Genomic DNA, 24,339 nt, shown 5'->3' with positions numbered 1-24,339 from the left:
GTGCCTGAATGGCCCTTGAACTGATCGCCGCGCTCATTGCCGCCGCTGCTCTGGGCCTTCTGGCCTGGGCGCTGCGCCGCCGCTTTACCGGCATGCCGCAATGGTCGGTGCCTTTTTCCGCGGCCGTCGGTCTGGTCGTGGCGACGCTGGTGCTGGAATACACCTGGTATGGCCGCGTGGTGGACGAACTGCCACCGGGTATCGAGGTGGTCGAGGTTGAAGAAGAGGCCATGCCGCTGCGGCCCTGGACCTATCTGAAGCCGATCAAGATGCGCTTCTGGGCGCTGGATCAGGGCAGAACACTTGCCCACCCGCAAATTCCGGACCTGAGAGTGGTGACGCTTTACAAGTTCGCGCGCTGGCGTCCGGTGGAAAGCCGGCTGATGGCTGTCGACTGTGCCGCCGGGCGCCGGGTGCCGCTGACCGAGGGGGTGTCCTTCACGGCGGAAGGGGAACTGAACGGCGCCGAATGGGAGATGTCGGCAAACGAAGACCGGCTGCAAGAAGCCGCATGCAGGGGGGGATAAGCCATGGAGCGAAGGCCGCGGATCCTTGTGGTCGAGGATGAAGACAACATTGCCGTTGCGCTGGACTATCTGATGACCCGCGAAGGCTATGATCATGACCGTGTGGCCTCGGGGGCCGACGCGCTGCCGCGCATCCGCAGCACCCATCCCGATCTGGTGCTGCTGGACGTGATGCTGCCCGAGGTTTCGGGCTATGAAATCTGCGAGGGCATTCGCATGGACCCTACGCTTGCCGATGTAAAGGTGCTGATGATGACCGCGCGCGGATCAGCCATCGAACGCCGGAAGGGTCTGGCGCTTGGGGCTGACGGCTTCATCTCCAAGCCGTTCGAATTGAAGGATCTGCGCGAAGAAGTCCGGCGCCTGTTGTCAGCGGGGGCCTGACCGATGTTGACGCACCTGTCGCTGCGGCTGAGGGTCTTCCTCATCTTCGCCGGTCTTGCGGCGGCGGTGATCCTGGCAACGGCCGCGGGGCTTTGGTTGGGCTATCAAAGGCTTGGCTATCCTGAGGCGTTGCAGGGCTTTGTGCAGGCCGGCGTCCTTGCCGGTTTCGCGGCGCTGGGGCTGGTGGCCGGGGTCTGGTATCTGTTCGATCTGAACGTCGCCAAACCGATCGAGACCCTGTCCGGCGCGTTGCGCGCCCGCGCCCATTCTGACGTGACCGCCGAGATGGACAGCGCCATTGCCCGCTACCTTGGTGATCTTGCGCCTGCCGCCCGGGCCGCCGCGCAAAGCCTTTCGGAAACCCGCAGCGCCCTTGCCGAAGCCGTGGCCCGCGAAACCTTGCGGCTGGGGTCCGAAAAGGCCCGGCTGGAGGCGCTGTTGTCAGATGTGCCGGTGGGTGTGATCCTGTGTTCTGCCGATCATGCGCTGGTCTTCTACAACGGCCCCGCTGCCGACATCATCGGCACCGGTCGCGCCGGGGGGCTGGAAGCCGGGCTTGACCGAAAACTCTTCGACTACCTTCACGCTGCGCCCCTGCGCCATGCCTATGACCGGCTTCTGGCCACAGGTGACCCGGACGCGGTGTCCGACCTTCTCTGCACCACCACCGCCGACGCCCGCGTCCTGGCGGCAAGGATGCGGATCCTTGGCGATGACGGTTCAGGCTATGTGCTGACGCTGCGAGACATCACCGGCGACATGGCGGCCGATGCCCGGCGCGAGGCGATGCTGGAAGCCGCGCTTGACAGCCTGCGCCGCCCCTCGGCCGCGCTCTCGACGCTGGTCGGCGTGATGCCGGAGGATGCCTTGCCAGCCCCGATGCAGGCGGCGCTGAAAGATGAGGTCGCGCGGCTGGCCCGGGCGGTCACCCGCTTTGGCACCGCGCGTGAGGAAGGCCAGGCCGAAACCGCCGCCCTGCCGCAGACCCGCGCCTCGGACCTAGCCGAGGGTCTGGTCGCGCGTCTTGAAACCCAGGGCCAGACCGTCACGGCCGAAGCCGCCGATCTGATCCTGCGCTGCAACGGGTTCGAGATCATCACCCTGCTGGAGGCTCTGGCCCGCCACCTGTCGGACCGGGCCGAAGGCGCGCTGCATCTGGCCATCGAAGAAGAAGACACCGGGGCCGCGATCCGCCTGTCCTGGCAAGGCCCTCGCGTCGGCGTGGGCGAACTGGACGGCTGGCTTGGTCTGCCGCTTGGCGACGATGCCCCCGACCGCCCGGCTCGGGCGGTGCTGGCCGCGCATGCGACCGAGATCTGGCCCGAGGCGCTGGCCGGGGGGCAGAACGCGCTTTGCCTGCCGATCCGGCAGGCCCGCCGTGCCGTGGCTCGCCCGAAGCCGATCGCGCGCAAGGTGGTCTATGACTTTGACCTTCTGTCGCCCGCTCGCACCGACAAGCTGGCAGACGCCCGGCTGGACCGGCTGACCTATGTGGTCTTTGACAGTGAAACGACCGGCCTCAACCCCCGGCAGGGTGACGAGATCGTGCAGCTTGCCGCCGTCCGCATCGTCAATGGCCGCCGGGTGGAGGGTGAGGTTTTCGACACGCTGGTCAACCCCGGTCGCCTGATCCCGCCCGTTTCGACCGAGGTCCACGGGATCACTGACGCGATGGTTGCCGACGCGCCACCCGTGCCGGACGTGGTACGCCGCTTTCACAAATTTGCCGAAGGCGCCGTGCTGATCGCCCATAACGCGCCTTTCGACATGGAATTCCTGCGCCGGGTCGAGGGGCAACTGGGCCTGACCTTCGATATGCCGGTGCTTGATACCGTGCTGCTCTCTGCCGTGGTCTATGGCCAGCATGAGGTTCACAGCCTTGACGCGCTGTCGCATCGCCTTGGGATCACCATCCCCGAGGAAGACCGCCACACCGCCATCGGCGACACCATCGCCACGGCGGATGCCTTTCTCAAGCTGATGCCGATGCTGTCGGGCCGGGGGCTTGAGACATTCGGGGCCGTCCTGACCGAAGTGCGCAAGCACGGGCGGCTGCTGAAAGATCTGAACTGACCGCAGCCGTCTGACGTTGCTGGGAAGGATCCCTGCTAAACCACTTGCCGGGCAGGGGGGGTTCCGGATCAATGCGCACATGAACTTCCCCTTTTCCCGCCGTCAGCCTGATCCGCCCCGCCCCACATGGCACGCCTTCCGCGCGCGCTTTTCCGATGAGATCTGGCAGGCCTTTGAGATCGCCGCCAACTTCACGCATCCAGACTATGGTCCAAAGCCCGTGCAGAAGGCGTTTGTCGTCTGGGAAACGGCTCTGCCAGAGATAGCCAGCGAAAGCGCGGCCAAGTTCCTGACGGACATCGCGACCAGCCACCCGCTGGGCACACCCGGACGCCCACCCCAGGAAGGTGCCTGGGAGTGGGCGGAGGCCCTGGACCGAAGCCAACGGATGACCCTTGTCGTGGACCTGATCAAGACGCACCTTGCGCTGGTCTTCATGAATGAGAACGATCCTGACCACTTCGCCAAACCCGATGTCCCGCCGCCGTTCCCGTCCGCAGCCCGCCGCTTGCGGTTCGATCACCTTGCCTATCCGGCGAACGTTGGCCGGGCGGCGGGTGGCAATGTCAGGGGAACGCTGATCAAGGCGGTGGTCAAACTGACCGGGATGCCCATTGCTATCGACGAAGCCTTGGCGACGGAATTCCTGCACCTGGCCGCCGACAAGCGCGGGCATCAGGCGCTTTTCCCCAAGGCGCTGGCCCGCCACATCGTGGCGCATGTCCGCGCCAACCCCTCGCAGGATTATCGCGACGCCTGGGCGGCGGCATGGGAATTCCTGAATTCGCGGGGCGGGTTCCTGCATACCTCCGACTATTGGGCCCAGACCCGGACGCAACTGCGCGACCTGATGGAGAAGAACACGCAGCATCTGGGGTAAGCGCCCGCGCCTAGCTGGCAAACGGGTCCACGGGATAGCTTACCCCCACCAGATACAGCCCCTGCGGCGGGGCGACAGGTCCGCAAGCCGCGCGATTGCGCGCTGCCAGTGCAGCGCCCACATCATCCGGTGACCACGCCCCCGCACCAACCCGTTCCAGAGTCCCGACGATCGACCGCACCTGATTGTGCAGGAAACTGCGGGCGGCAAGGTCAAAGCGGTATTCGGTGCCGCCGGGATAGGGGTGTTCCGTGATCTCTATCCGGTCCAGCGTCTTTACCGGGCTGTTGGCCTGACAGAAGGTGGAACGGAAGGTCGTGAAGTCATGATGCCCGACCAACCGCGCCGCGCCTGCCCGCATTGCGCCAAGGTCAAGCGGCGCCGTCACCTGCCAGACCAGCCCCCGGTCAAGTGTCACCGGCGCGCGGCGGACGACAAGGCGGAAGGTATAGCGCCGCCCGGTAGCTGAAAACCGCGCGTGGAAATCATCCGCAACCCGCGCGCAGGCGGTGATTGCCACGGGGGCAGGCCGCAGATGCGCGTTCAGGGCGGCGGCCAGCCGGAACGCATCCCAGTCCCGCACAAGGTCCACATGCGCGACCTGTGCCGTGGCATGCACCCCGGCATCGGTGCGCCCTGCGGCGGCGATCTTGTGTTCGCCCGGCTCCAGCTTTGCCAGGGCCGCCTCAATGGCACCCTGCACCGAAACCAGGCCCCCGGCCTGACGTTGCCAGCCCGCGAAGGGGCCGCCGTGATATTCGATCTGAAACGCATAGCGTGGCATGGACCTTGCCTAGCGCGGATTTCACGGCTTGTGAATGCGATGTGGGTCGACGATGGCGGTTTGGATCAGCGCGCTGCCCACCCCCTACCAATCCGCGCGCGCTCTGCCTATCTTGGGCCTGACAGCAAGGGGTTCCGCATTTGGCGCTTTTCGGGCTTACGGACGGGATTTCCCGCGGGATCGAGGGGGCCGGGGCCACGCTCTCGGAAACCTTCTTCGAAGACAGGCTTCGTCTTGGCGTCACCGGCCTGTCGCGCGCGGGCAAGACCGTTTTCATCACGGCACTGGTCGCAAACCTCTTGCAGCGCGGGCGGATGCCGCAACTGAAGGCCCATGCCGAAGGGCGGATCGAGGCTGTCTATCTGCAACCCCAGCCCGACATGACGCTGCCGCGCTTTGACTATGAAGGTCACATGGCCGCCCTGACCGGGGATGCGCCGCACTGGCCCGCCTCGACCCGCGCGATCTCGGAACTGCGGCTGTCGTTTCGCATCCGCCCCTCTGGCCTTTTCGCAGGCTGGCGGTCGCCGCGCGTTCTGCACCTTGATATCGTCGATTACCCCGGCGAATGGCTGTTGGACCTTGGCCTGCTGGATCAAAGCTATGACCAGTGGTCCGAGGCCACGCTTGCCCGGCTTGCCAAACGCCCCGAGGCGGCCGATTTCGTCGCCCATGCCCGCGGCGAAGACGGTGCCTTGCGGCTGGATGAGGGCAAGATCCGCGCGCTGTCGGACAGTTTCACCGCCTATCTGGCCGCCGCCCGCGATCTGGGCCGCGTCGATGTGACTCCTGGCCGGTTCCTGCTGCCGGGTGATCTTGCCGGCTCTCCTGTCCTGACCTTTGCGCCCTTGCCGAAACCCGCGCTGACCCCGCGCGCCTCGCTCTGGCGGGAAATGGAGCGGCGATATGAGGCCTACAAGACCAGCGTGGTCCGGCCCTTCTTCCGCGACCATTTCGCACGGATCGACCGCCAGATCGTGCTGATGGACGTGCTTGGCGCGATTCATCAAGGCCCCCGCGCGGTGGAGGACTTGCGCCGCACCATGGCCGAGGTTCTGGGCAGCTTCCGCCCCGGCAGGAACGGCTGGCTGACCGCGCTTTTCGGGGGCAGGCGGGTGGAACGGATCCTGTTCGCCGCCACCAAGGCCGACCATCTGCACCACGAACAGCACCCCGCCCTGACTGCCATCACCACAGCGATGCTGGCCGAAGCCAGATCCCGCGCCGATTTTTCCGGCGCGCGGACCGAGGCGCTGTCCCTCGCCTCGCTGCGCGCCACGGTCGAAGAAACGGTAACCCGGGGTGGTGATGACTTGCCGGCCGTGCGCGGCACGCTTCTTGCCAGCGGCAAGCCTGCCGTCATGTATCCGGGCCTCTTGCCCGCCGACCCCGCGCGCCTTCTGTCCCCCGCCCGAGAAGGTGCGGAAGGCTGGCTTGATGCCGATTTCAGCCTGATGACCTTCGCGCCTGCCCGGCTGAACCTCAAACCCGGCGAAGGCCCGCCGCATATCCGCCTTGACCGCGCGGTAGAGTTCCTGATCGGAGACCGGCTGTGACCCGCCCGCCGAAACCCTTCCTGCAAGAGATCGACGCCGCACCCGACCCGGCATCCGCGCCCCCGGTGCCGGATGACCTGCCAAACGGGCAGGCAATGCAGGCGGTGGCGGCCTTGTCGCAGCGCAAGGGCGGGGCGCTGACCCGCTTTGCCCTTTGGGCCTTCGGGGCGCTGTTCACCTTTGCCCTGTCGGTGTCGGCATGGGATTTCGTGACCAGCCTACTGGCGCGAAACCTGATCCTTGGCTGGCTGGCCTTCGCCCTGGTTGCGGTGGCGGTGCTGGCGGCGCTGATCCTTGCCTTGCGCGAATGGGCGGCCTTTGCCCGACTGGCGCAGATCGACGGGCTGCGTGATCGGGCCACGTCGGCCCGGGCCACCGCCAATCTGCCCGAGGCGCGGCGCGTGACCGCTGCCCTGACCCGGCTTTACGCCGCCCGCCCCGACACCGCCTGGGGCCGCGCACGGCTGGCCGAACGGCAGGCTGAAGTGCTGGACGCCGACGCCCTTCTGTCGCTTGCCGAACGTGAACTGCTGGGAACCCTTGACGCCGAAGCGCGGCTGGTGGTCGAAGCGGCGGCCCGGCAGGTGGCCACGGTCACGGCCCTTGTGCCGCTGGCGCTGGCCGATGTGGCGGTGGCGCTGTTTGCCAACCTGCGGATGATCCGCCAGATCGCCCAGATCTATGGCGGGCGGTCCGGCAGTTTCGGCAGCTGGCGGCTGTTGCGCCGGGTTTTCGCCTCGCTTGTCGCCACCGGGGCCGTCGCGCTGACCGATGACCTGATCGGGTCAGTTGCGGGTGGGGGAGTGTTGTCAAAACTCTCACGCCGTTTTGGCGAGGGGGTGGTCAACGGTGCGCTGACCGCGCGGATCGGGGTGGCGGCAATCGAGCTGTGTCGCCCCCTGCCCTTTGTCGCGCAGGACAGACCCGGTGTATCGGGCCTTGTCTCGCGGGCGCTGGCCGGGCTGGTGTCGCGGGGTTAGGGCGGCGGCGGCCTTGCCATCACTTAGCGGAACCTGTCCAAGAGCTTCTGCATCGGGCTGCGGGTGTCTTCCCTGGCAGGTGCCACCGCGTCTGGCACCGGGGTCTCGGCCTTTTCCTTTGTGGTTGAAGACCTTGGCGGTGCGGTCCGCAAGGAGACCGCGTTCATGAACTTCTGGCCGTCACCGTCCGCCAACGCTGGCGCGCCTTCGGAAATGCCGCGCAAGAGGTCTTCCAGCCAGTCCTGATCCGCCTTGGAGAAATCGTGCAGAACGTAATGCGCCACCGCGTCCTTGTGGCCGGGGTGGCCGATCCCCAGCCGCACCCGGGCGTAGCCTTCGCCAAGATGGCCATGGATCGAACGCAGGCCATTATGCCCGGCATGCCCGCCGCCTTGCTTCAACCGCAGCTTGCCGGGGGCAAGGTCAAGTTCATCATGAAAGACGGTCACATCGGCCAGCGGCAGCTTCCAGAAGGCCAACGCCGATTGCACCGACTGGCCTGACAGGTTCATGAAGGTTTCGGGCTTCAGGAGCACGACCTTTTCGCCCCCCAGCCGTCCTTCGGCAACCAACCCGTGATGCGCCTTGCGCCATGGCGAAAAGCCATGGTCCGCAGCGATCCGGTCAAGGGCCATGAAGCCGATGTTGTGCCGGTTGCCCGCATATTTCGGCCCCGGATTGCCCAAGCCAACGAACAGTTTCACGCGCGCATCCCCATCATGGGCCGGATAGGCCAGACCAGCAGGATATAGCCGCTGGGCCGGAATTGCTCAACCTGACCGGCGGCAAGGCCGATTATGGCCAAGCTGCGCCCTCCAGGCACCCGAAATGCAACAGGGGGCCAAAAGGCCCCCTGCGCTTTCATTCCGCTCAGTCGCCTCAGGCGCTGGCTTCTTCTTCCTCGACCGCGGCAAGGCCAGCCGGAGCGGCCACGTTCGCGATCACGAAGTTGCGGTTGATCGTCGGCTTGACGCCAGCGGGCAGAACCACGTCGTCGATGTGGATCACGTCGCCGATCACCTTGCCGGTCAGGTCAACCGTGATGTGATCGGGGATATCGCCCGCGGTCACTTCCAGCTCGACTTCCGGACGCACCACGGTCAGCGTGCCACCGCGCTTGAGGCCGGGGCTGGCTTCGTGGTTGATGAAGTCCACATGGACGAAAAGCTCGATCCGGCTTTCGTCATGGACGCGCATGAAGTCGACATGCGTCGGCAAGTCCTTGACCACATCGCGCTGCACACCGCGGCAGATCACGTGGACATCGGGCTGCCCTTCAACCTTGAGGTTGAACAGGGTCTGAAGGAAGCGGCCTTGCCGCAGGCGCTTCAGCAGGTAATTGTATTTCACGTTTACCGGTGTCGGTTCCTGACCGTCACCATAAACGATACCGGGTACGTAGCCCTCACGACGAGCTTGACGAGCGGCCCCCTTGCCTGTCCCCGTCCGTACCTCGGCCTGAAGATCCGGGATCTCGCGTGCCATAGGTTCTCTCCATATATAAATCCGCCATCCTCCAAGGGTGCATGGCGCGACCGGGGGCCTATAGCGGGGAATCGGTGGGAAGGGAAGGCGAAACTTCCCCCGCGTCTTGCCGCAACGGTGGATACGCGGCGACAGGTGCGCCTGCCGCCTTGTCCGATACGCCGAAAGTGCAGGGGGCAAGCGCAGGGATCAAGGCCCGTGTCGCTTTCACCGGTGCAGGGCGTCGCGGCTGGGCTGGCCCCTTGGCTTCAGTCAGGCTAGGTCTGCGGTTCCCGTGTCGGAGCAGAAGATGACCGCCGTTGCCACCCTTGCCTATGCCCGGCCCGCGATTGCGGCCTTTGCGGCCATGGGCGTGCTGTGGGGGACGTTCGCGGCCGTGTTGCCAGACCTAAAGGCCATGCTGGGGGTGGATGAAGGCCAGTTGGGCCTGCTCTTGTTCCTTACACCTCTGGCCGCGATCAGCGCAATGCTGGTCGCCCCGGCCTTTGGCGCGGCAGTGGGCCGGGTGGCCTTGCCCTTGGCCGTCGCCCTCATGGCGCTGGGCTTTTCCCTGCCGGGGCAGACCTCGGTCATCTGGCTGTTTCCCTTGGCGATGGCCTGCGCCGGGGCGGCGACAGGGCTGACCGATGTCTTGATGAATGCCCGCGTCGCGGCGATGGAAAATGCGCGCGGCCTGCATCTGATGAACCTGACCCACGCGGCCTATTCCTTTGGATACGCCGGGGGCGCGGTCCTGACCGGGGTCATGCGCGGTGCTGGGTGGTCTCCGGCCATGGTGATGGGGACCATGGCGGGGGTGGGCCTTCTGTGCGCGCTTGCGACGCTGGAGCGTGACGGCCGGATCGACGGCTTGCGCAAGCCCAAGGACGGCACCGCCCTGCCGCTGGGTCTGGTGCCGGTGATCGGTGGCGGGATCGTCCTGATTGCTTTCATGACCGAGAATGCGGCCGAAAACTGGTCGGCGCTGCATATCGAAAAGACGCTTGGCGGCAGCCCCGAAGAAGGCGCCCTTGGCCCCGCGGCGCTGGCCCTGACGATGGGCTTTGCCCGGCTTGGCGGGCAGTGGCTGGCCGGGCGGGTCAATCCCTTCGCGCTATTGCGTGTCGGCGCGGTGATTGCCGCCATTGGAGCGATGATCGCCAGTCAGGCCGGAGCGCCGGCGATGGCCTATGTCGGGTTCATCGTCATGGGGATCGGCGCGTCCGTGCTGGCCCCCACGGCATTTTCACTGGTCGGTCAGCTGAGCGACCCGAAGGCGCGGGCAAGGGCTGTCGCCCGGGCCACGCTTCTGGGCTATTTCGGCTATTTCTTCGGCCCGCCGCTGCTGGGCCTGATTGCCGGAAGTTTCGGTCTGCGCATGGCCTTTGTCTTTGCCGCTTGCCTGCTGGCGGTGATCTTCCTTCTGGCCCCCATGATGGCGCGTCAGCGGACCTGAACCTCCAGAAGCCTTGGCCCGTCCTGCGGATGGCTGAGCGCGTCTGCCAGGAGTTCGGGATCTTGCGGCACGCTGACAAAATCAAGCCCAGAGGCCGCCGCAAATGCGTCCATGTCCAAGGGCGAGGGGTCGCAGCCAAGGACCGGCACCTTGGCCTCGCGCATGGCATCGGCAATCTCGCGGAAGCCGGCGTTGTTCCACACGACATAGGTGATCGGCAGTTTTTCATCCAGCGCGGTGCGCAATTCTCCGGGGCTGAACTGCAAGCCGCCGTCACCGATCAGGCAGATCACCGGCACCCCGGGCGCGGCAATCGAGGCCCCGACCGCCGCCCCCGGGGCAAAGCCTAGCGCGCCATATCCGGTGGCCGCGTTGAACCAGCCGCCGGGGCGGTCATGGTCATAGTAAAGGTTTGCGGCATAGACCGGCTGGGTGCTGTCCCCCACGATGATCGCGCCGGGGGTGGCGGTGCGGATCGCCTCGACCATTTCCAGCTGTGCGGGCAGCAGGCCGGAAAGACTGGCAAGCTCGGCGCGGGCGGCCTGACGCGTGGCTTCGGCCCGGCGCGCGCCTTCGCGGTTGGATCGCATGACCATCGGCATGAGCGCGGTCATCGCCGTTCCTGCATCGGCTCGCAGCGGAAGCCGGGCAGGGTGGCGGGCCAGTTGTTCGGGACAGATGTCTATGCGGATCATGCCTGACAGGTCCGGCACTCCGCCGTGCGCGTAGACGTCATAGTCTGTTGGCCCAAGTTCCGTGCCAATCGCCAGCACCTGATCCGCCGCCGCGATCAGGTTGCGCACCGAGGTGAGGCTGGGTGAGGCAGGCACCACCAGCCGGTGACCATGCATCGCGCCGCGCGCATTGGCGGTCAGGATCACCGGGGCATCCAGCGCTTCGGCCAGTTTCAAAAGCGCGTCTTCGGCCCGCCGCACACCGCCGCCCGCAAGGATCACCACCCGTTCGGCATTGTTCAGCGAGGTCGCCACGCTGCGCATCCGGCCAAGCGGCAGGGGCATCGCGACCCCGCCCGCAACCGGGGGCGGCAGGGCGGGGCAGGGCTGACCCATCATGTTGGTCGAAATCTGGATATGTGCCGGGCCGGGGCGGCTGCCGGTCATCGCGGCAAAGGCGCGGTCCAGCACCTCGCCCAGCTTCTTGGGGTCGGTCACGGTTTCGGAATGGCAAAGCGTTTTGACCATGGCACCCTGATCCGGCAGTTCGTGCAGCCGGCCCAGCCCTTTGCCAAGTGTATCGCTGCGCCCAAGGCCCGAGATCACCAGCATCGGAACCGAATCCGCCTTTGCCTGCGCCATTGCGGTCAGCGTGTTTGTCAGCCCCGGGCCGGTGATCACAAAGGCCACCCCCGGCTTGCCTGATACGCGGGCATAGCCATCGGCCATGAAGCCTGCGCCCTGTTCGTGGCGCGGGGTGACGTGGCGGATCTTGCCTTCCGCCGCGGCAAGGCCACGGTAAAGCTCGATCGTATGGACGCCGGGGATGCCGAAAACCACATCGACCCCGCGCGCGGCAAGGCCTTCGACAAGACGGATACCAACGGTGGTCATGCGGCGTTCCCCAAAAGCGTGGCGGCATGGGCGGCGATACGGCCCGATGCCTCGATGATGCGGTCGTCAGGTTGCGTGAGGCTAAGCCGGAGCCAGCCCTGCACGCCGGCACCGAAACTTTCCCCCGGCATCACCGCAACCTGCTGGCGGTCCAGAAGCCCGGCCGCGAAATCCTCGCCTGAAAGGCCGGTGGCGCGCACATCGACCAGCGCGAACATCCCCGCTTCGGGCCGGTGAACCCGCAGACCCGCCACCCCGTCCAGCGCCTGCGCGATCAGCCCGGCCCGGCGCGAGAACCGTTCCGCCATCCCGCCAGCCACGGGCGAAGGTTCGGAAACTGCAAGTGCGGTCATGTCCGCGATGAAGGGTTGCGACCCGAAAAGCATGGTTTCTGAAAGTGGCAGCAAACGGTCACAGAATTCCGCCGGGCCGACGCACCAGCCCGACCGGAACCCCGGCGAGGCATGTGACTTGGAGATTGACGAGGCGACGACCACCCGGTCGGCCAGATCGGCAAAGTCCAGCGGCGAGGTGAAGGTGACGCCGGGAAACACCATGTCCTCATAGACCTCGTCGGACACGATCCACAGGTCATGCGCCTTTGCCAGATCGCCAAGGGCGCGGATGTCCTCGGCGCGCAGGACTGCACCGGTCGGGTTGTGGGGCGTGTTCAGAAACAGAACCCGGCTGCGCGGCGTGATCCGCGATGCGACATCGGCGGCCTGCATCCGAAAGCCGTGTTCCGGGCGCAGCGGCACCGGCACCATCGCAGCGCCGGTCTGGGAAATCAGCCCTTCGTATGTGGCATACATCGGGTCGCCCAGAAGCACCTCGTCCCCGGCTTCGACCAGCGTGCGCAAGATCGCGTAAAGCGTGGTCTGGGTGCCGGGCAGGCACATGATCTGATCCGTCCCGATCGCCCGCCCGCGTCGTTCGGTATAGCGCGCGGCAAGGGCGGCCACGACCGCAGGTTCGCCCCGACCGTTGGAATAGCCGGTCCGCCCGGCCGCCATCGCCTTGGCTGCCGCCGTCAGATACCGCTCTGGCGTGGGGACGTCGGGCTCACCGATGGTCAACTCGATGATTTCGGCACCGGAAGCCTTCAGGGCGCGGGCGCGGGCGTGGATCGCCCATTTCGCGCCACCAAGGTCGGCAAGGCGGTCAGTGACAGAGGCGTATTTCATGGCAGGATCTTTCCCGGATCTGGCAGCATTGCGGAATGGGCGATAAGGTCGACCCCAAGGATCGCCCCGACCGACCGCAGGCCGATGGTCACGATTTCCCCGGGTGCGAAAGCATGGGTCAGGACCGAGCCTTCCAGCCACAGCCCGTCGATCAGGCCGTTGCAGGCAATGGCTTCGGCGCGCTGTTGCGCTTCGGTCGCTTCGCGGGGCAGGGCGGCAATCAGCGATTGCAGGATATTGCGATAGGCCAGATAGCTGGCTTCATGCGCCAACCGCAGCGCAGGGTCGTTGCGCACCTTGTGCATGTAGCCTGCCCAAAGCACCACTGCCCCCACATCCATGACCGGAGGCCGGAGCGAGGCTGAAACAAAGGCTGCAAGCCGTTCTTCAGGCTGAGCGCCCACGCCCTCCAGCGCGTCAGCCCCCTTGGCGGTCATCCCGTCCATCAGCGACACAAAGGCGGCGCGCGTCAGTTCGTCCTTGGACTGGAAATAGTGGCGGATCAGGCCCGCCGTCACCCCGGCCCGCGCGGCGATGGCGCGCACGGTTGCAGCCTCCGGCCCGCCCTCGGCCACCAGCTCTTGCGTGGCGGTGATCAGGTCGGCACGGCGGGTCTCTTCGCTTTCACGGCGATAGGTGCGGCGGGCTGCGGGTTCCATCGGATCCAACTGTTATACGTTTGGATAATCTGTCGACAAGCGAATAAAGTCAAGCAATGGGAGGCGGTCAGCTGCCATGAACATCTTTGTGGATGATCACGTCAGCCTGAGGATAAGCCTTCAGAATCGCCCGACGCAGGCTTGCGCCAATGGCGTGGGCCTCGCGCAGGGTCTGGTCGCCGTCAAGTTCGATGTGCAGGTGGACAAAGACCCGGCTGCCCGCCGTGCGAGTCTTCAGGTCATGAAAACCCCTGACCCCGGGCCAGCTGCGCGCAATTTCGGCGATTCCGGCAAGGATCGTCGGATCGGCGGCCCGGTCCATCAGCGCGTCCCACGCCCCTTTGCCGATCCGCAGCGCGCCAATCGCCATCACCGCCGACGCCGCCAGCGCCACAACGGCATCGACCGACCCGATCCCGTAGTGGCCTGATACCCACAGGGCGGCAATTGCGCCCAGACTTGGCAACAAGTCGCCCAGATAATGCAGCCGGTCGGCCGCTACCACCCGGTTGCCAGTGGCCCGGGCAACCCGCCCCTGCCACCAGACCAGCCCGATGGTCAGCACGATGGAGACCGCCATCACCGTCATGCCCCGACCTTCCGCCGCCAGAACCGGCGGCTCCGGGGCCAGCAACCGGGCCGCCGCAGCCCAGCCGATCACCCCGGCCGACACCATGATGAAGACCGATTGCGCCAAAGCCGTCAGATCCTCGGCCGAGGTATGGCCAAAAGCGTGGTCATCATCGGCAGGCCGCGCGGCATAGACGATGGCCACTGCGGCCCCCAGTGACATCATCAGATCCATCGCGCTGTCCGCCAGCGAGGCGGCAATCGACAAGGCCCCGGTTTCTGCAAGCGCCCACAGCTTCAAGGCCACCAGAATTCCGGCCACCAGCACCGAGGCAAGCCCCGCCGAAAAGGCCAGCCGCACCTGCCGCCGCACGCCGTCAGTCGACGATTTCATCAGGTTTCACACCCCAGATTGCCGATTTCTGCACCCAGCCGCGCTGTCCTTCCAGCGCGATCCGGCACCAGTCGGCATTACATTCCAGGATCCGGCCGATCACCCCGACCTCTGCCTGCGCGACCACGGGGGCATCGTCGGCCGGGGTGGCCCGGAATTCGGCCATGTCAAGCGTGACCAGCACCGACCGCACGCCCGACAACAGCGAATAATGCACCCAGCCGCCCGCGCCTTCCTGGTCTTCGACCCGGCGCCAGTTTTCATACTCGGCGGTGATCTTCAGTGGCATGCCTGCCCGGGTGAACACCCAGTCGATCCGGTGGGTCAGCCCCGGACCGCGGCGCGCATTGCCCTCTTTGCCCTTCAACGACACATAGCGCGGCAAGGGCAGATTGGTCACACAGCCCACATCCGGCTGGCACTGCTTTTCAGCGGGTTTTGCAGGAGTGCTTTCAGCCGGGTCAACTTCTTGCGCCCCGATGGCCGGCGCCATCAGCAACAGCACAAGTGCCAGAACCCCGCTGAACCGCATCATCCGTCTTCGCCCCGACTGCCTGATCAGGTGCATGTCCGGCACCCGCTGTCTCTTTGTGTGTCACCCGGGGCTTGTGCATCGCCCCGCTTGGCATCACCTTGCCTCAAGGACGCCGGATTTGGAAGTGGCCCGATCCGGCGAGGCCGATCTGGAATCGTCGGAGAAAGCAACATGCCCGCCCCCCGTCTGACAGTAGTCATAACGCGACGCCTGCCCGAAGCCGTGGAAACCCGGATGAAGGAACTGTTCGATGTCGAATTGCGTGACCCCGACCTGCCCATGACACGCGACGAGCTGGCCTCGGCCATGCAGCGGGCGGATGTGCTGGTGCCGACGATCACCGACACCATTGACGCGGCCTTGCTGGCTCAGGCCGGGGAAAAGCTGAAGCTGATCGCCAATTATGGTGCCGGGGTCGATCATATCGATGTGGCAACTGCCCGTCAGCGCGGGGTGATCGTGTCAAACACGCCCGGTGTGGTGACGGAAGATACCGCCGACATGGTGATGGCACTGATCCTTGCCGTCACCCGCCGTATTCCCGAGGGCCTGCAGGTGATGCAATCGGGCAACTGGACCGGCTGGTCCCCGATGGCGCTGTTGGGTGGGCGGCTTGGCGGGCGGCGGCTAGGGATCCTTGGCATGGGGCGGATCGGGCAGGCGGTGGCACGGCGCGCGCGCGCCTTTGGGTTGCAGGTCCATTACCACAACCGCAAGCGTCTGCGCCCCGAGGTCGAGGCGGAATATGAGGCAACCTATTGGGAAAGCCTTGATCAGATGTTGGCGCGGATGGACATCCTGTCGATCAATTGCCCGCACACGCCTTCAACCTTCCATCTTCTCAACGCGCGGCGGTTGCGGCTCATGAAACCAAGCGCCGTGGTCGTCAATACCAGCCGGGGCGAGGTGGTGGACGAAAACGCCCTGACCCGCGCCCTGCGCGCGGGAGAGCTGTCGGGAGCAGGGCTTGACGTCTATGAACGCGGCACTGACCTCAACCCCCGGCTGCGCGAATTGCCGAATGTGGTCTGCCTGCCGCATATGGGATCGGCCACGGTGGAGGGCCGAATCGAGATGGGCGAGAAGGTGATAATCAACATCAAGACCTTCGCAGATGGCCATCGGCCGCCGGATCAGGTGGTTCCCGGCCAGTTCTAGAAGTGGGGAAAGTGCCACTTTGTGCTATTCCCGCAACGCAGCGCCACGAAGCAATCTGAATTCCTTGTTGCCGGTTGAAGCGGCAATTCTAACTGGCTACGGTTTGCTACGCCCTGTCAACCTGACGGGATCGTCCAAACATTCGGAGACTATGATGAAGAAACTCATTGCCTCGGTCATGGCGCTGACCCTCGGCGCATCGGCCGCAATGGCCGGCGGACCCGTTGTAATCGAAGACGAAGTCGAAGTTGTGGCCGAAAAGCCCGCTTCGTCGGTCGGCATCCTGCCGCTTCTGCTGATCCCGATCATCCTGTGCGTCGCGCTCTGCGGCGGCGATGACGACAACCAGACCTACGCCCAATAATCTGTTGGATTGCTGGCCGCTTTTTGCGACAGCACTCTGAGAAAAAAAGGCCGAATCGGAGCAACACCGGTTCGGCTTTTTGCTTTCGGATGGCCGTTCAGTCGTTGACTTGGGATGCGTCCGTGCATGAAGGTTTCAGGCGGAAGGTCGCGGTCAAACTCTGCGCCCCTGTTCTGGAAATGGAGATTGTGATGAAGAACCTGATCGCCTCGGCCATTGCTGCCACGTTTGTCCTGACAGCCGCGACCGCCCATGCCGGTGGGCCGGTTCTCATTGAAGAGGAAATCGAAGTGGTGGCGGAAAAGCCCGCGTCTTCGGTCGGCATCCTGCCGCTCTTGTTGATCCCGATCATCCTTTGCATCGCACTTTGTGGCGGCGATGATGATGAAACGCCCTCGATCACCGGTCTGCGCTGATTCGGACTTTCGCGCCTGTCGGCAAGACCCATTCCGCCCGCCTATCCGGATAATCCCGCGTTGAATTGCGGTATGGTTACGTTTTTCATGACGCGAATTCTGGGGTTTTGCCGGTCAACTTCCTTCGATTGCGGGAAGTGGCCGTGGGATAAGGGCGTTTCTTGGCTTTCGGGCAACATCCTCGGTCAATGTGCAACAGTTCGCTCCCTTTCGCGGCACCTGATCAAAAGGATTTGAGCGCTTTTGCCGAAAGCAGTAGCGTCTGGGTGGCAGGCATGGGAAGGCCCCCGTGTCGTGGCATTCTGGAGGCTTTGATGAAATCGGTACTCGCAGCATCGCTTGCCTTGTCGCTGGTGCTTTCTGCTGGCGCCGTCTACGCCGGTGGTCCGATCCTCGTTGAGGATGATCAGGAAGTCGCGGCCGAGAAGCCCGCGTCTTCGGTTGGCATCCTGCCGCTTCTCTTGATCCCGATCATCCTCTGTGTCGCGCTTTGTGGCGGCGATGATGATCCAGAGCCGGTGGGCTGATACATACTGTCCCGCGCAACCTTGACCGGGGATCTGCAAGAGACCCGATCTCACGTTCAGACTGGAAGGAAACCATCATGAACAAACTCCTTGCAACGGTCCTTGCGACCTCTCTCGCCTTCTCGGCTTCGACCGCTTTTGCCGGTGGTCCGGTTGTCGTTGAAGAAGAAATGGAAGTCGTTGCTGAAAAGCCCGCGTCCTCGGTCGGCATCCTGCCGCTGCTTCTGATCCCGATCATCCTCTGCGTCGCGCTTTGCGGCGGCAGCGATGATGATGAGCCGACCGAGGTGACCATTCTTGATCCACAGACGCCGGCCTGACATCTGAAGCATCCTCGGGGTTGGCTTCGGCCAGCTTTGAACATGCCCGGCAGTGCAAAAGCGCTGCCGGGTCTTTCGTTTCAAAACCGCCCCGGTCGATAGGCGGTGATGTCGATCCCGGGCGCGCGCCCCGCCACAAGGTCTGCCACGATCCGCGCGGTCATGGGGGCCATGGTCACCCCCAGATGGCCGTGACCGAAGGCGTGGATCACCTCTGCCCCGCCGGTTGACGGCCCGATCACTGGCAGGCTGTCAGGAAGCGACGGGCGGAACCCCATCCAGTTGCGGTCCGGCTCGCCCAAGCCCGGAAAGAACGCCCGCGCGCCATCCACCAGCTTTTGCACCCGGTGGGGGGAGGGGGGCAAATGCAGCCCGCCCAGTTCCACCGTTCCGGCCACCCGCAACCGCCCCGCCATCGGGCAGAAGTAGAACCCTCGCGCCGTCGGGCTGGTTGGGCGTTGCAGCAAGGGTTCGGCCATGTCCCATTCGACGTGATAGCCACGTTCGGTATCAAGGGGGATCCGGTCCCCCGCGGACCGGGCCAAGGCGCGGGAATGGGCGCCTGCGGCGATGATCACCCGGCGCGCGTGCAGATGTAACCCCGGCCCTTCGACGACCACGCCGTCCAACCCCCGGGTGATCTTTTCGGCCCGCGCCTGCAAGAGCCGTGCCTTCGGCAGCACGGCCGCTGCGATCAGCCCCATCATCCGTCCGGGATCATCAAGGAAGGTCGCCCCGGTAAAAAAGGCTGCTCCGCCCATGCCCGCAGGCAGGCCCGGTTCCAGTTCGGCCAACTGGTCCGGGCCGATCAGGTCAACCTCAACCCCCAGCGCTCGACGCGTGGCCATCTCGGCCCCGGCCTTGGCAAAGGCAGCGGGCGTTTCGTAAAGGTAAAGGCAGCCCCGGCGTTGCAGGATGCCCGCGCCCGCGACACGCAGGGCAAGATCATCCCAGCGTTCGCCCGCATCAGTCAGCAGCGCCGCAATCGCCTGCGCGTTATGGTCAGCGGCCCGAGGCAGGGATTGCCGCAAGAACCGGACCAGCCACGGCATCAGGCTGGGCAAGGCCCGGTGCCGGATCGCTAGGGGAGAGGTCCGGCTGAACATCAGCGAGGGCAGCGACCGCAGCACATCCGGCGTGCCGACCGGGCTTACGGCATAGCCTGCGATGGTTCCCGCATTGCCATAGCTGGCCCCCATGCCGGGGGGGGCGGGGTCGACCAGCACGACCTCATGCCCCGCCTCAAGCAGGTCAAGCGCGATGGTCAAACCGACCACACCAGCGCCGATCACTGCGATTTCGGTTCGTTCCCGGGTAAACATTCACCTACTCCGATTCGCCCGCCGCACTGATGGGTGTGGCGGGCGCTGGCCCTTAGATGCAGGCCTGATAGAGCGCGCGGGTGTTGTCGCGCGTCATCGCCACCGGGTTGCCGCCGCAGGACGGGTCTTCCAGCGCCATGTCGGTCAGCATGTCCAGATCGGATGCCTTCACCCCCATCGCCGTCAGGTTTTCCGGGATCGCCAGCATCTTGCGAAGCTGCATGATACGGTCACGGAACCCGTCAAAGCCGCCCTTGATGCCAAGGTAGGCCGCCGCTGCCTCGATCCGCGTCTCGATGGCGGGGCGGTTGAAATCAAGAACCATCGGCATGACGACGGCGTTGGTGGTGCCGTGGTGGGTGCCGTAAACCGCGCCGACGGGATGCGACAGGGAATGGATCGCGCCCAGCCCCTTCTGGAACGCAACCGCGCCCATCGCTGCCGCCGACATCATATGCGCGCGGGCGTCAAGGTCATCGGGGGTGCCATAGACGCGCGGCAGGTTTTCAAAGACCAGCCGCATGCCTTCCAGCGCGATACCCTGGGACATCGGGTGGTAGAAGGGGGAGCTATAGGCCTCAAGGCAATGCGCCAGCGCGTCCATGCCGGTGCCTGCGGTGATGAACTTCGGCATCCCCACGGTCAGCGCCGGGTCGCAGATGGTGACAGCGGGCATCAGCTTGGGGTGGAAGATGATCTTCTTCTTGTGGGTTTCGCTGTTGGTCAGCACGCCCGCCCGGCCAACTTCGCTGCCGGTCCCGGCCGTGGTCGGCACCGCGATGATCGGGGCGATCCTGCCTGCATCGGCGCGGGTATACCAGTCGTCGATATCCTCCAGATCCCAGACGCTCAGGTCTTTGCGCTGATGCGCCATCAGGGCGATCATCTTGCCAAGGTCGAGCGCAGAGCCGCCGCCAAAGCAGATCACCCCGTCATGACCACCGGCAAGGTAGACCGCGATCCCGGCGGTCATGTTCGCCTCGTTCGGGTTCGGGTCCACGTCCGAGAACACGGCCCGGCCCATGCCCGCAGCGTCCAGCACATCCAGAGCTGTGGCGGTGATCGGCAGACTGGCCAGCGCCTTGTCGGTGACCAGCAGAGGCTTTTTCAGCCCGGCGCTGGCGGCGTGGTCGGCCAGTTCGGCGATCCGGCCGACGCCGAACTTGATGGCGGTGGGGTAGGACCAGTTGCGGCTGGGAACAGAGTGGCTGGCGGTTGCCATGGGGTCAGACCTTCTTCAGATGATAGGATTTCGGCCGGGTCACCGAATGGAACCCGAGGTAGGAAAGCGAGCCGCCGCGACCGGTGTCCTTGCAGCCGGTCCAGCAGAGCGCCGGGTCAAGATAGTCGGCGCGGTTCATGAAGACGGTGCCGGTTTCGACCTGCTGCCCGAGCTTTTCAGCGGTGTCGTAATCCTGCGTCCAGATGCTTGCGGTCAGGCCATAGGGCGAATCGTTCATCAGCCGCAACGCTTCGGCATCGTCCTTGACCTTCATGATGCCGACGACGGGGCCGAAGGATTCCTCGGTCATGACGCGCATGGAATGGTCAACGTTCACAAGCACTTGCGGTGCAAGATAAGCGCCGCCATCATCTGCCGGAAAGAGGGTCGGGTCGATCAAGGGCTTGGCCCCCTTGGCAACCGCCTCGGCGATCTGGTCGCGCACGACCTTGGCAAAGCGCTTGTTGGCCATAGGGCCAAGCGTGCTTTCGGGGTCAAAAGGGTTGCCCAGCTTCAGCGTCTTAACCCATGCCACGGCTTTTTCGACGAAGGCGTCGTAAAGGCCTTCATGGACATAGATCCGCTCGATCCCACAGCAGCATTGGCCCGCGTTATACATCGCCCCGTCCATCAGCGTATCGACCGCCGCGTCAAGGTTTGCATCGGCGCGGACATAGCCGGGGTCTTTGCCACCAAGCTCCAACCCCAGGGGGGTAAAGGTGCCGGCGGCGGCGCGTTCCATCGCCTGTCCGCCCGCGACGGAACCGGTAAAGTTCACAAACCCGAAGGACCGCGCGGCGATCAGCGCTTCGGTCGTGACGTGATCAAGGACGACATTCTGGAAGACATCCTCTGGCACGCCAGCGGCATGGAACGCCTCGGCCAGACGCTCGCCGACCAGCATGGTCTGGCTGGCATGCTTCAGGATCACCGTATTCCCGGCGATCAGAGCCGGGACCAGCGTGTTGATCGTGGTCAGGTAGGGATAGTTCCACGGGGCGACGATGAAGACGACGCCGACCGGATCACGCGCAATGTAGCGGCGGAAGTGGTCGCTGTCTTCGACCATCTGCGGGGCAAGGGTCGTGGCGGCAATGTCCGACATGTATTCGGTGCGGGCGTTCACGCCGCCGAATTCGCCGCCAAAGCGGGTGGGGCGGCCCATCTGCCAGGCGGTTTCCTCGACCACCACGTCCTTCATCTCGTTCAGGCGGGCCACCCCGGCCTTGACCAGCGCGATGCGGTCTTCCAGCGGGCGGGCGGCCCAGCCCTTCTGTGCGGCCTTGGCGCGGGCGACGGCGGCCTTTGCCGCGTCGGGGGTCAGAGGGGTGCGCGTGGCGTAGACAGAGCCATCAACGGGGGAAATCAGTTCGATCGGTTTCATTTGGTCCTCGTAGGTCGGGGCCTGCCCCGACATTCAGAAAAGAGTCGGGACGCAGGCCCCAACCTACAGTCTCGCGCCCGTTCAAGCCCGTTCCAGCAGTCGCTCGCGTTCAAAATCGGTGACGACGCGGTCGGTCTCGGCGATCTCCCACTGGGCGGCGTGGTGATAGTGGTCGACCACGTCGTCGCCAAAGGCCGCCCGCAGCATCTTTGAGCCGTGCAAGAGCGCCGCGGCATCGCGCAGGTTGTGCGGAATCTCGCGGATGCCGTCGGTATTGTACATGTCGCCGGACATTTCCGGTTCCAGTTCCATCTTGCCCTCGATCCCCGCCAGACCCGCCGCCAGAAGGGCGGCACAGGCAAGGTAGGGGTTCACGTCGCTGCCGGGGATGCGGCATTCGACGCGCACGGCCTTGGAATGGACGCCGCAGACGCGGAAGCCCGCGGTGCGGTTGTCCGCGCTCCATACCGCTTTCGTCGGGGCGAACATGCCCACGGTAAAGCGCTTGTAGCTGTTTACATATGGCGCAAGGAATGCCGTCAACTCTTGCGCGTGGACAAGCTGCCCGGCCATGTAATGCTTCATCGTCTGGGACATGCCGTGCGTGTCGCCCTTGTCGGCAAACACGGGCTTGCCGTCCTTGGTCCAAAGGCTTTGGTGGATGTGGCTGGAAGACCCGGCCTTCCTATGGTCATATTTGGCCATGAAGGTCACCGACTTGCCCTTGGTCCAGGCGATTTCCTTGATGCCGTTCTTGACGATCACATGGTTGTCGGCGGCATCCAGCGCGTCGGAATAGCGGTAGTTCACCTCTTCCTGACCTGCGTCCGCCTCACCCTTGGAGTTTTCCACCGGGATGCCAGCGCCATAAAGGCCGTTGCGGATCGCGCGCATCACGTCTTCTTCCTTGGTGGTCTGGAAGATGTGGTAATCCTCGTTATAGGCGCTGACGGGCTTCAGCGCGGCAAGGCCACCGTCGCGAAGGTTTTCGTAGCTGTTTTCAAACAGGTAGAACTCCAGCTCCGTCGCCATCATTGGCTCGAAGCCCAAGGCCCGCGCCCGTGCCACCTGACGTTTCAGCATCGCGCGGGGGGAATGGGGAACCTCATGGTGGTGGTGATCCAGCGTGTCACCCAGAACCAGCGCCGTCCCCGGCAGCCACGGGATCAGGCGCAGCGTCGCCATGTCGGGCTTCAGGATATAGTCGCCATATCCGGTCTGCCAGCTTGAGGATTTGTAGCCCTGAACGGTGGTCATCTCCATGTCCACGGTCAGAAGGTAGTTGCAGCAGTGGGTTTCTTCCCAACCGCCATCGACGAAGAACTGCGCGTGAAAGCGTTTGCCCATCAGGCGGCCCTGCATGTCGATGCCGGCCACCAGAACGGTGTCGATGTCGCCGCGTTTCACAGCGGACTTAAGGTCTTCAAGCGTCATGTTGCCGGGCATGTGTTGCCTCTTTCAAATATCAGATGTGGTGTCAGGAACCGCATGTTCCCGGTGGCGTGGCGGATGGGAAATACCCCTCTCCGCCGCCAAACTCGGGCTTGCGTGGCCAGCATGGACCACGGCTGGTGTCTTGCGGATCAGACCGCATCCTGACGTTCTCCCCAAACCACAGGTAACGACCCGTGAATTTGATCATTCATTCACAGGTCGGGCCCGGTTCGCAACCCCTTCCGCCATCTGTGACCGCGCGCCCATCACCGCATTCAGCGCGACGGCCGCCAGCAGCACCCCGCCGCCAACGAAGGTTGCGGGGCTTGCCGTCTCGCCAAGGACCACAAAGACCCACATAGGTGCCAGCAGCACCTCGATCAGCGACAAGAGCGTCAGTTCCGCTGCCGGAATGACCCTGCTGCCCAGCGTGTACATCACCATGCCCAGCGCAACGATCAGCGCACCGATGCTCATGGAGATGCCGATATCCCAGCCCGAGACAACGATTGGTGCGCCCTGTGCGGCCAGAACGCCGGCCGCGACACCGGCCGAGAATACCCCCCCAAGCATCGACACCGGCAACATCTGTTTCACCTTCCCCCAGCGCAGCGCGACCGAGAACGCCCCGAACCCCACTGCCGAAAGTAGCGCCGCGATGTTCCCTGCAAGCGCCCCCATCGCCAGCCCTTCGCGCACCATCAGATACATGCCAAAGACCGCCAGCCCGATCGCCGCCCAGGTCCATGGCTTCACCCGTTCACCCAAAAGGATCCAGCCGAAGATTGCCGCGACAAAGGGCGAGGCGGTGAACAGGAACACCGCATTGGCTATGGTGGTGGTCTGGATCGCATAGATCGCGCCGGCAAAGGCGAAGACAAGGCCGAAGCCCCCCACCGCGCCGGCAATTCCCACAGAACGTATCGCCGCAATCGGTCGGCCGTCAGAGGTGACATGGATGAAAAGCCATAGAACCGGCACCATGCCAAGCGACCGCCAGAACAGGATAGCCCAGACCGAGGCATCCTCGATCTGCCGCAAGCCAAGGCCCATCAGCGACCAAAGGCTGCCCGCCGCCAGAACCAAGGCAACACCTTGCCCATAACGCATTTTGCCCTCCGTTCAGCTATTGCTTGCACGGGGGCAGGGCTCAGGCTGTTCCGTTCCCGACCTCTGGA

General features: G+C 64.9%; 25 protein-coding genes. 12 read left to right on the top strand and 13 right to left on the bottom strand.

Features of this window, described 5'->3' with window-relative positions:
* Nucleotides 1–8 precede the first annotated feature (8 nt).
* From QUV21_RS14315 to QUV21_RS14300, 4 genes are all read left to right on the top strand, one after another.
* The gene (locus QUV21_RS14315; RefSeq protein ID WP_300855857.1) at nucleotides 9–527 is read left to right on the top strand and encodes a hypothetical protein; all 519 of its coding nucleotides are present in this window, start codon (nucleotides 9–11) and stop codon (nucleotides 525–527) included.
* A gap of 3 nt (nucleotides 528–530) precedes the next feature.
* A complete protein-coding gene (locus QUV21_RS14310) occupies nucleotides 531–911 on the top strand; it encodes a response regulator (RefSeq protein ID WP_300855856.1) in 381 nt (126 codons plus the stop codon).
* Between the two features lie 3 nt (nucleotides 912–914).
* Complete coding sequence (locus QUV21_RS14305) at nucleotides 915–2,984, top strand: exonuclease domain-containing protein (protein ID WP_300855855.1); 2,070 nt, start codon at nucleotides 915–917, stop codon at nucleotides 2,982–2,984.
* Nucleotides 2,985–3,063: 79 nt separating this feature from the next.
* Nucleotides 3,064–3,864, top strand: coding sequence for a hypothetical protein (locus QUV21_RS14300; RefSeq protein ID WP_300855854.1), 801 nt, complete (start codon nucleotides 3,064–3,066; stop codon nucleotides 3,862–3,864).
* A gap of 10 nt (nucleotides 3,865–3,874) precedes the next feature.
* On the opposite strand, the gene truA is transcribed toward QUV21_RS14300, so the two are convergent.
* A complete protein-coding gene (gene truA / locus QUV21_RS14295) occupies nucleotides 3,875–4,648 on the bottom strand; it encodes a tRNA pseudouridine(38-40) synthase TruA (RefSeq protein WP_300855853.1) in 774 nt (257 codons plus the stop codon).
* Between the two features lie 140 nt (nucleotides 4,649–4,788).
* Here truA and QUV21_RS14290 point away from each other — a divergent pair, with 140 nt between their 5' ends.
* Together QUV21_RS14290 and QUV21_RS14285 are read left to right on the top strand one after the other, a co-directional pair.
* On the top strand, nucleotides 4,789–6,204 hold the full coding sequence (locus QUV21_RS14290; protein ID WP_300855852.1) for a YcjX family protein: 1,416 nt from the start codon (nucleotides 4,789–4,791) through the stop codon (nucleotides 6,202–6,204).
* Nucleotides 6,201–7,184 (top strand): YcjF family protein, encoded by a 984-nt coding sequence (locus QUV21_RS14285; protein ID WP_300855851.1) that lies wholly within the window; start codon nucleotides 6,201–6,203, stop codon nucleotides 7,182–7,184. Before QUV21_RS14290 ends, QUV21_RS14285 begins: the two co-directional genes overlap by 4 nt.
* 23 nt (nucleotides 7,185–7,207) lie before the next feature.
* Here QUV21_RS14285 and pth read toward each other — a convergent pair whose 3' ends face one another.
* Nucleotides 7,208–7,888, bottom strand: a complete 681-nt coding sequence (gene pth / locus QUV21_RS14280; RefSeq protein ID WP_300855850.1) for an aminoacyl-tRNA hydrolase — start codon at nucleotides 7,886–7,888, stop codon at nucleotides 7,208–7,210.
* Nucleotides 7,889–8,063: 175 nt separating this feature from the next.
* Nucleotides 8,064–8,669 (bottom strand): 50S ribosomal protein L25/general stress protein Ctc, encoded by a 606-nt coding sequence (locus QUV21_RS14275; protein ID WP_300855849.1) that lies wholly within the window; start codon nucleotides 8,667–8,669, stop codon nucleotides 8,064–8,066.
* Between the two features lie 289 nt (nucleotides 8,670–8,958).
* Here QUV21_RS14275 and QUV21_RS14270 point away from each other — a divergent pair, with 289 nt between their 5' ends.
* Nucleotides 8,959–10,104: an MFS transporter gene (locus QUV21_RS14270; protein ID WP_300855847.1), complete on the top strand. Its 1,146-nt coding sequence runs from the start codon at nucleotides 8,959–8,961 to the stop codon at nucleotides 10,102–10,104.
* Here the strand turns inward: QUV21_RS14270 and QUV21_RS14265 are convergent.
* The 5 genes from QUV21_RS14265 to QUV21_RS14245 all read right to left on the bottom strand — a co-directional run bounded on the left by QUV21_RS14265 (nucleotide 10,092) and on the right by QUV21_RS14245 (nucleotide 15,014).
* Nucleotides 10,092–11,672, bottom strand: a complete 1,581-nt coding sequence (locus tag QUV21_RS14265) for a 5-guanidino-2-oxopentanoate decarboxylase (protein ID WP_300855846.1) — start codon at nucleotides 11,670–11,672, stop codon at nucleotides 10,092–10,094. The two genes, QUV21_RS14270 and QUV21_RS14265, sit on opposite strands and share 13 nt — an antisense overlap.
* Nucleotides 11,669–12,856 (bottom strand): pyridoxal phosphate-dependent aminotransferase, encoded by a 1,188-nt coding sequence (locus QUV21_RS14260; RefSeq protein WP_300855845.1) that lies wholly within the window; start codon nucleotides 12,854–12,856, stop codon nucleotides 11,669–11,671. The genes QUV21_RS14265 and QUV21_RS14260 overlap by 4 nt, the downstream gene beginning before the upstream one ends.
* Entirely contained in the window at nucleotides 12,853–13,515 is a 663-nt protein-coding gene (locus tag QUV21_RS14255; protein WP_300855843.1) for a TetR family transcriptional regulator C-terminal domain-containing protein, read from the bottom strand. Before QUV21_RS14255 ends, QUV21_RS14260 begins: the two co-directional genes overlap by 4 nt.
* Nucleotides 13,516–13,582: 67 nt before the next feature.
* Entirely contained in the window at nucleotides 13,583–14,479 is an 897-nt protein-coding gene (locus QUV21_RS14250) for a cation diffusion facilitator family transporter (protein ID WP_300855842.1), read from the bottom strand.
* A complete protein-coding gene (locus tag QUV21_RS14245) occupies nucleotides 14,463–15,014 on the bottom strand; it encodes an SH3 domain-containing protein (protein WP_300855841.1) in 552 nt (183 codons plus the stop codon). The genes QUV21_RS14250 and QUV21_RS14245 overlap by 17 nt, the downstream gene beginning before the upstream one ends.
* Nucleotides 15,015–15,185: 171 nt before the next feature.
* Between QUV21_RS14245 and QUV21_RS14240 the strand changes: the two genes are divergently transcribed.
* The 5 genes from QUV21_RS14240 to QUV21_RS14220 all read left to right on the top strand — a co-directional run bounded on the left by QUV21_RS14240 (nucleotide 15,186) and on the right by QUV21_RS14220 (nucleotide 17,799).
* Nucleotides 15,186–16,172, top strand: coding sequence for a D-glycerate dehydrogenase (locus QUV21_RS14240; protein ID WP_300855840.1), 987 nt, complete (start codon nucleotides 15,186–15,188; stop codon nucleotides 16,170–16,172).
* A 154-nt stretch (nucleotides 16,173–16,326) separates the two neighbouring features.
* Nucleotides 16,327–16,536 (top strand): hypothetical protein, encoded by a 210-nt coding sequence (locus QUV21_RS14235; protein ID WP_300855839.1) that lies wholly within the window; start codon nucleotides 16,327–16,329, stop codon nucleotides 16,534–16,536.
* Between the two features lie 191 nt (nucleotides 16,537–16,727).
* Nucleotides 16,728–16,952: a hypothetical protein gene (locus QUV21_RS14230; RefSeq protein WP_300855838.1), complete on the top strand. Its 225-nt coding sequence runs from the start codon at nucleotides 16,728–16,730 to the stop codon at nucleotides 16,950–16,952.
* Nucleotides 16,953–17,266: 314 nt separating this feature from the next.
* On the top strand, nucleotides 17,267–17,479 hold the full coding sequence (locus tag QUV21_RS14225) for a hypothetical protein (protein WP_300855837.1): 213 nt from the start codon (nucleotides 17,267–17,269) through the stop codon (nucleotides 17,477–17,479).
* A 77-nt stretch (nucleotides 17,480–17,556) separates the two neighbouring features.
* Nucleotides 17,557–17,799, top strand: coding sequence for a hypothetical protein (locus QUV21_RS14220; RefSeq protein WP_300855836.1), 243 nt, complete (start codon nucleotides 17,557–17,559; stop codon nucleotides 17,797–17,799).
* 80 nt (nucleotides 17,800–17,879) lie between these two features.
* Here QUV21_RS14220 and QUV21_RS14215 read toward each other — a convergent pair whose 3' ends face one another.
* From QUV21_RS14215 to QUV21_RS14195, 5 genes are all read right to left on the bottom strand, one after another.
* The gene (locus QUV21_RS14215; RefSeq protein WP_300855835.1) at nucleotides 17,880–19,121 is read right to left on the bottom strand and encodes an FAD-dependent oxidoreductase; all 1,242 of its coding nucleotides are present in this window, start codon (nucleotides 19,119–19,121) and stop codon (nucleotides 17,880–17,882) included.
* Between the two features lie 52 nt (nucleotides 19,122–19,173).
* Nucleotides 19,174–20,343 carry an iron-containing alcohol dehydrogenase gene (locus tag QUV21_RS14210; protein ID WP_300855834.1) on the bottom strand — a complete coding sequence of 390 codons (1,170 nt, stop codon included), beginning with the start codon at nucleotides 20,341–20,343 and terminating at the stop codon, nucleotides 19,174–19,176.
* 4 nt (nucleotides 20,344–20,347) lie between these two features.
* Nucleotides 20,348–21,727, bottom strand: a complete 1,380-nt coding sequence (locus tag QUV21_RS14205; protein ID WP_300855833.1) for an aldehyde dehydrogenase family protein — start codon at nucleotides 21,725–21,727, stop codon at nucleotides 20,348–20,350.
* An 81-nt stretch (nucleotides 21,728–21,808) separates the two neighbouring features.
* Nucleotides 21,809–23,173 carry a glutamine synthetase family protein gene (locus QUV21_RS14200; RefSeq protein WP_300855832.1) on the bottom strand — a complete coding sequence of 455 codons (1,365 nt, stop codon included), beginning with the start codon at nucleotides 23,171–23,173 and terminating at the stop codon, nucleotides 21,809–21,811.
* A 192-nt stretch (nucleotides 23,174–23,365) separates the two neighbouring features.
* The gene (locus QUV21_RS14195; RefSeq protein WP_300855831.1) at nucleotides 23,366–24,271 is read right to left on the bottom strand and encodes a DMT family transporter; all 906 of its coding nucleotides are present in this window, start codon (nucleotides 24,269–24,271) and stop codon (nucleotides 23,366–23,368) included.
* Nucleotides 24,272–24,339: the final 68 nt, after the last annotated feature.

Source organism: Tabrizicola sp. (genome assembly GCF_030373185.1).
Lineage (GTDB): Bacteria > Pseudomonadota > Alphaproteobacteria > Rhodobacterales > Rhodobacteraceae > Tabrizicola.
Note: the sequence above shows the minus strand (reverse complement) of the source record. Positions and strands in the feature narration are given on the sequence as shown.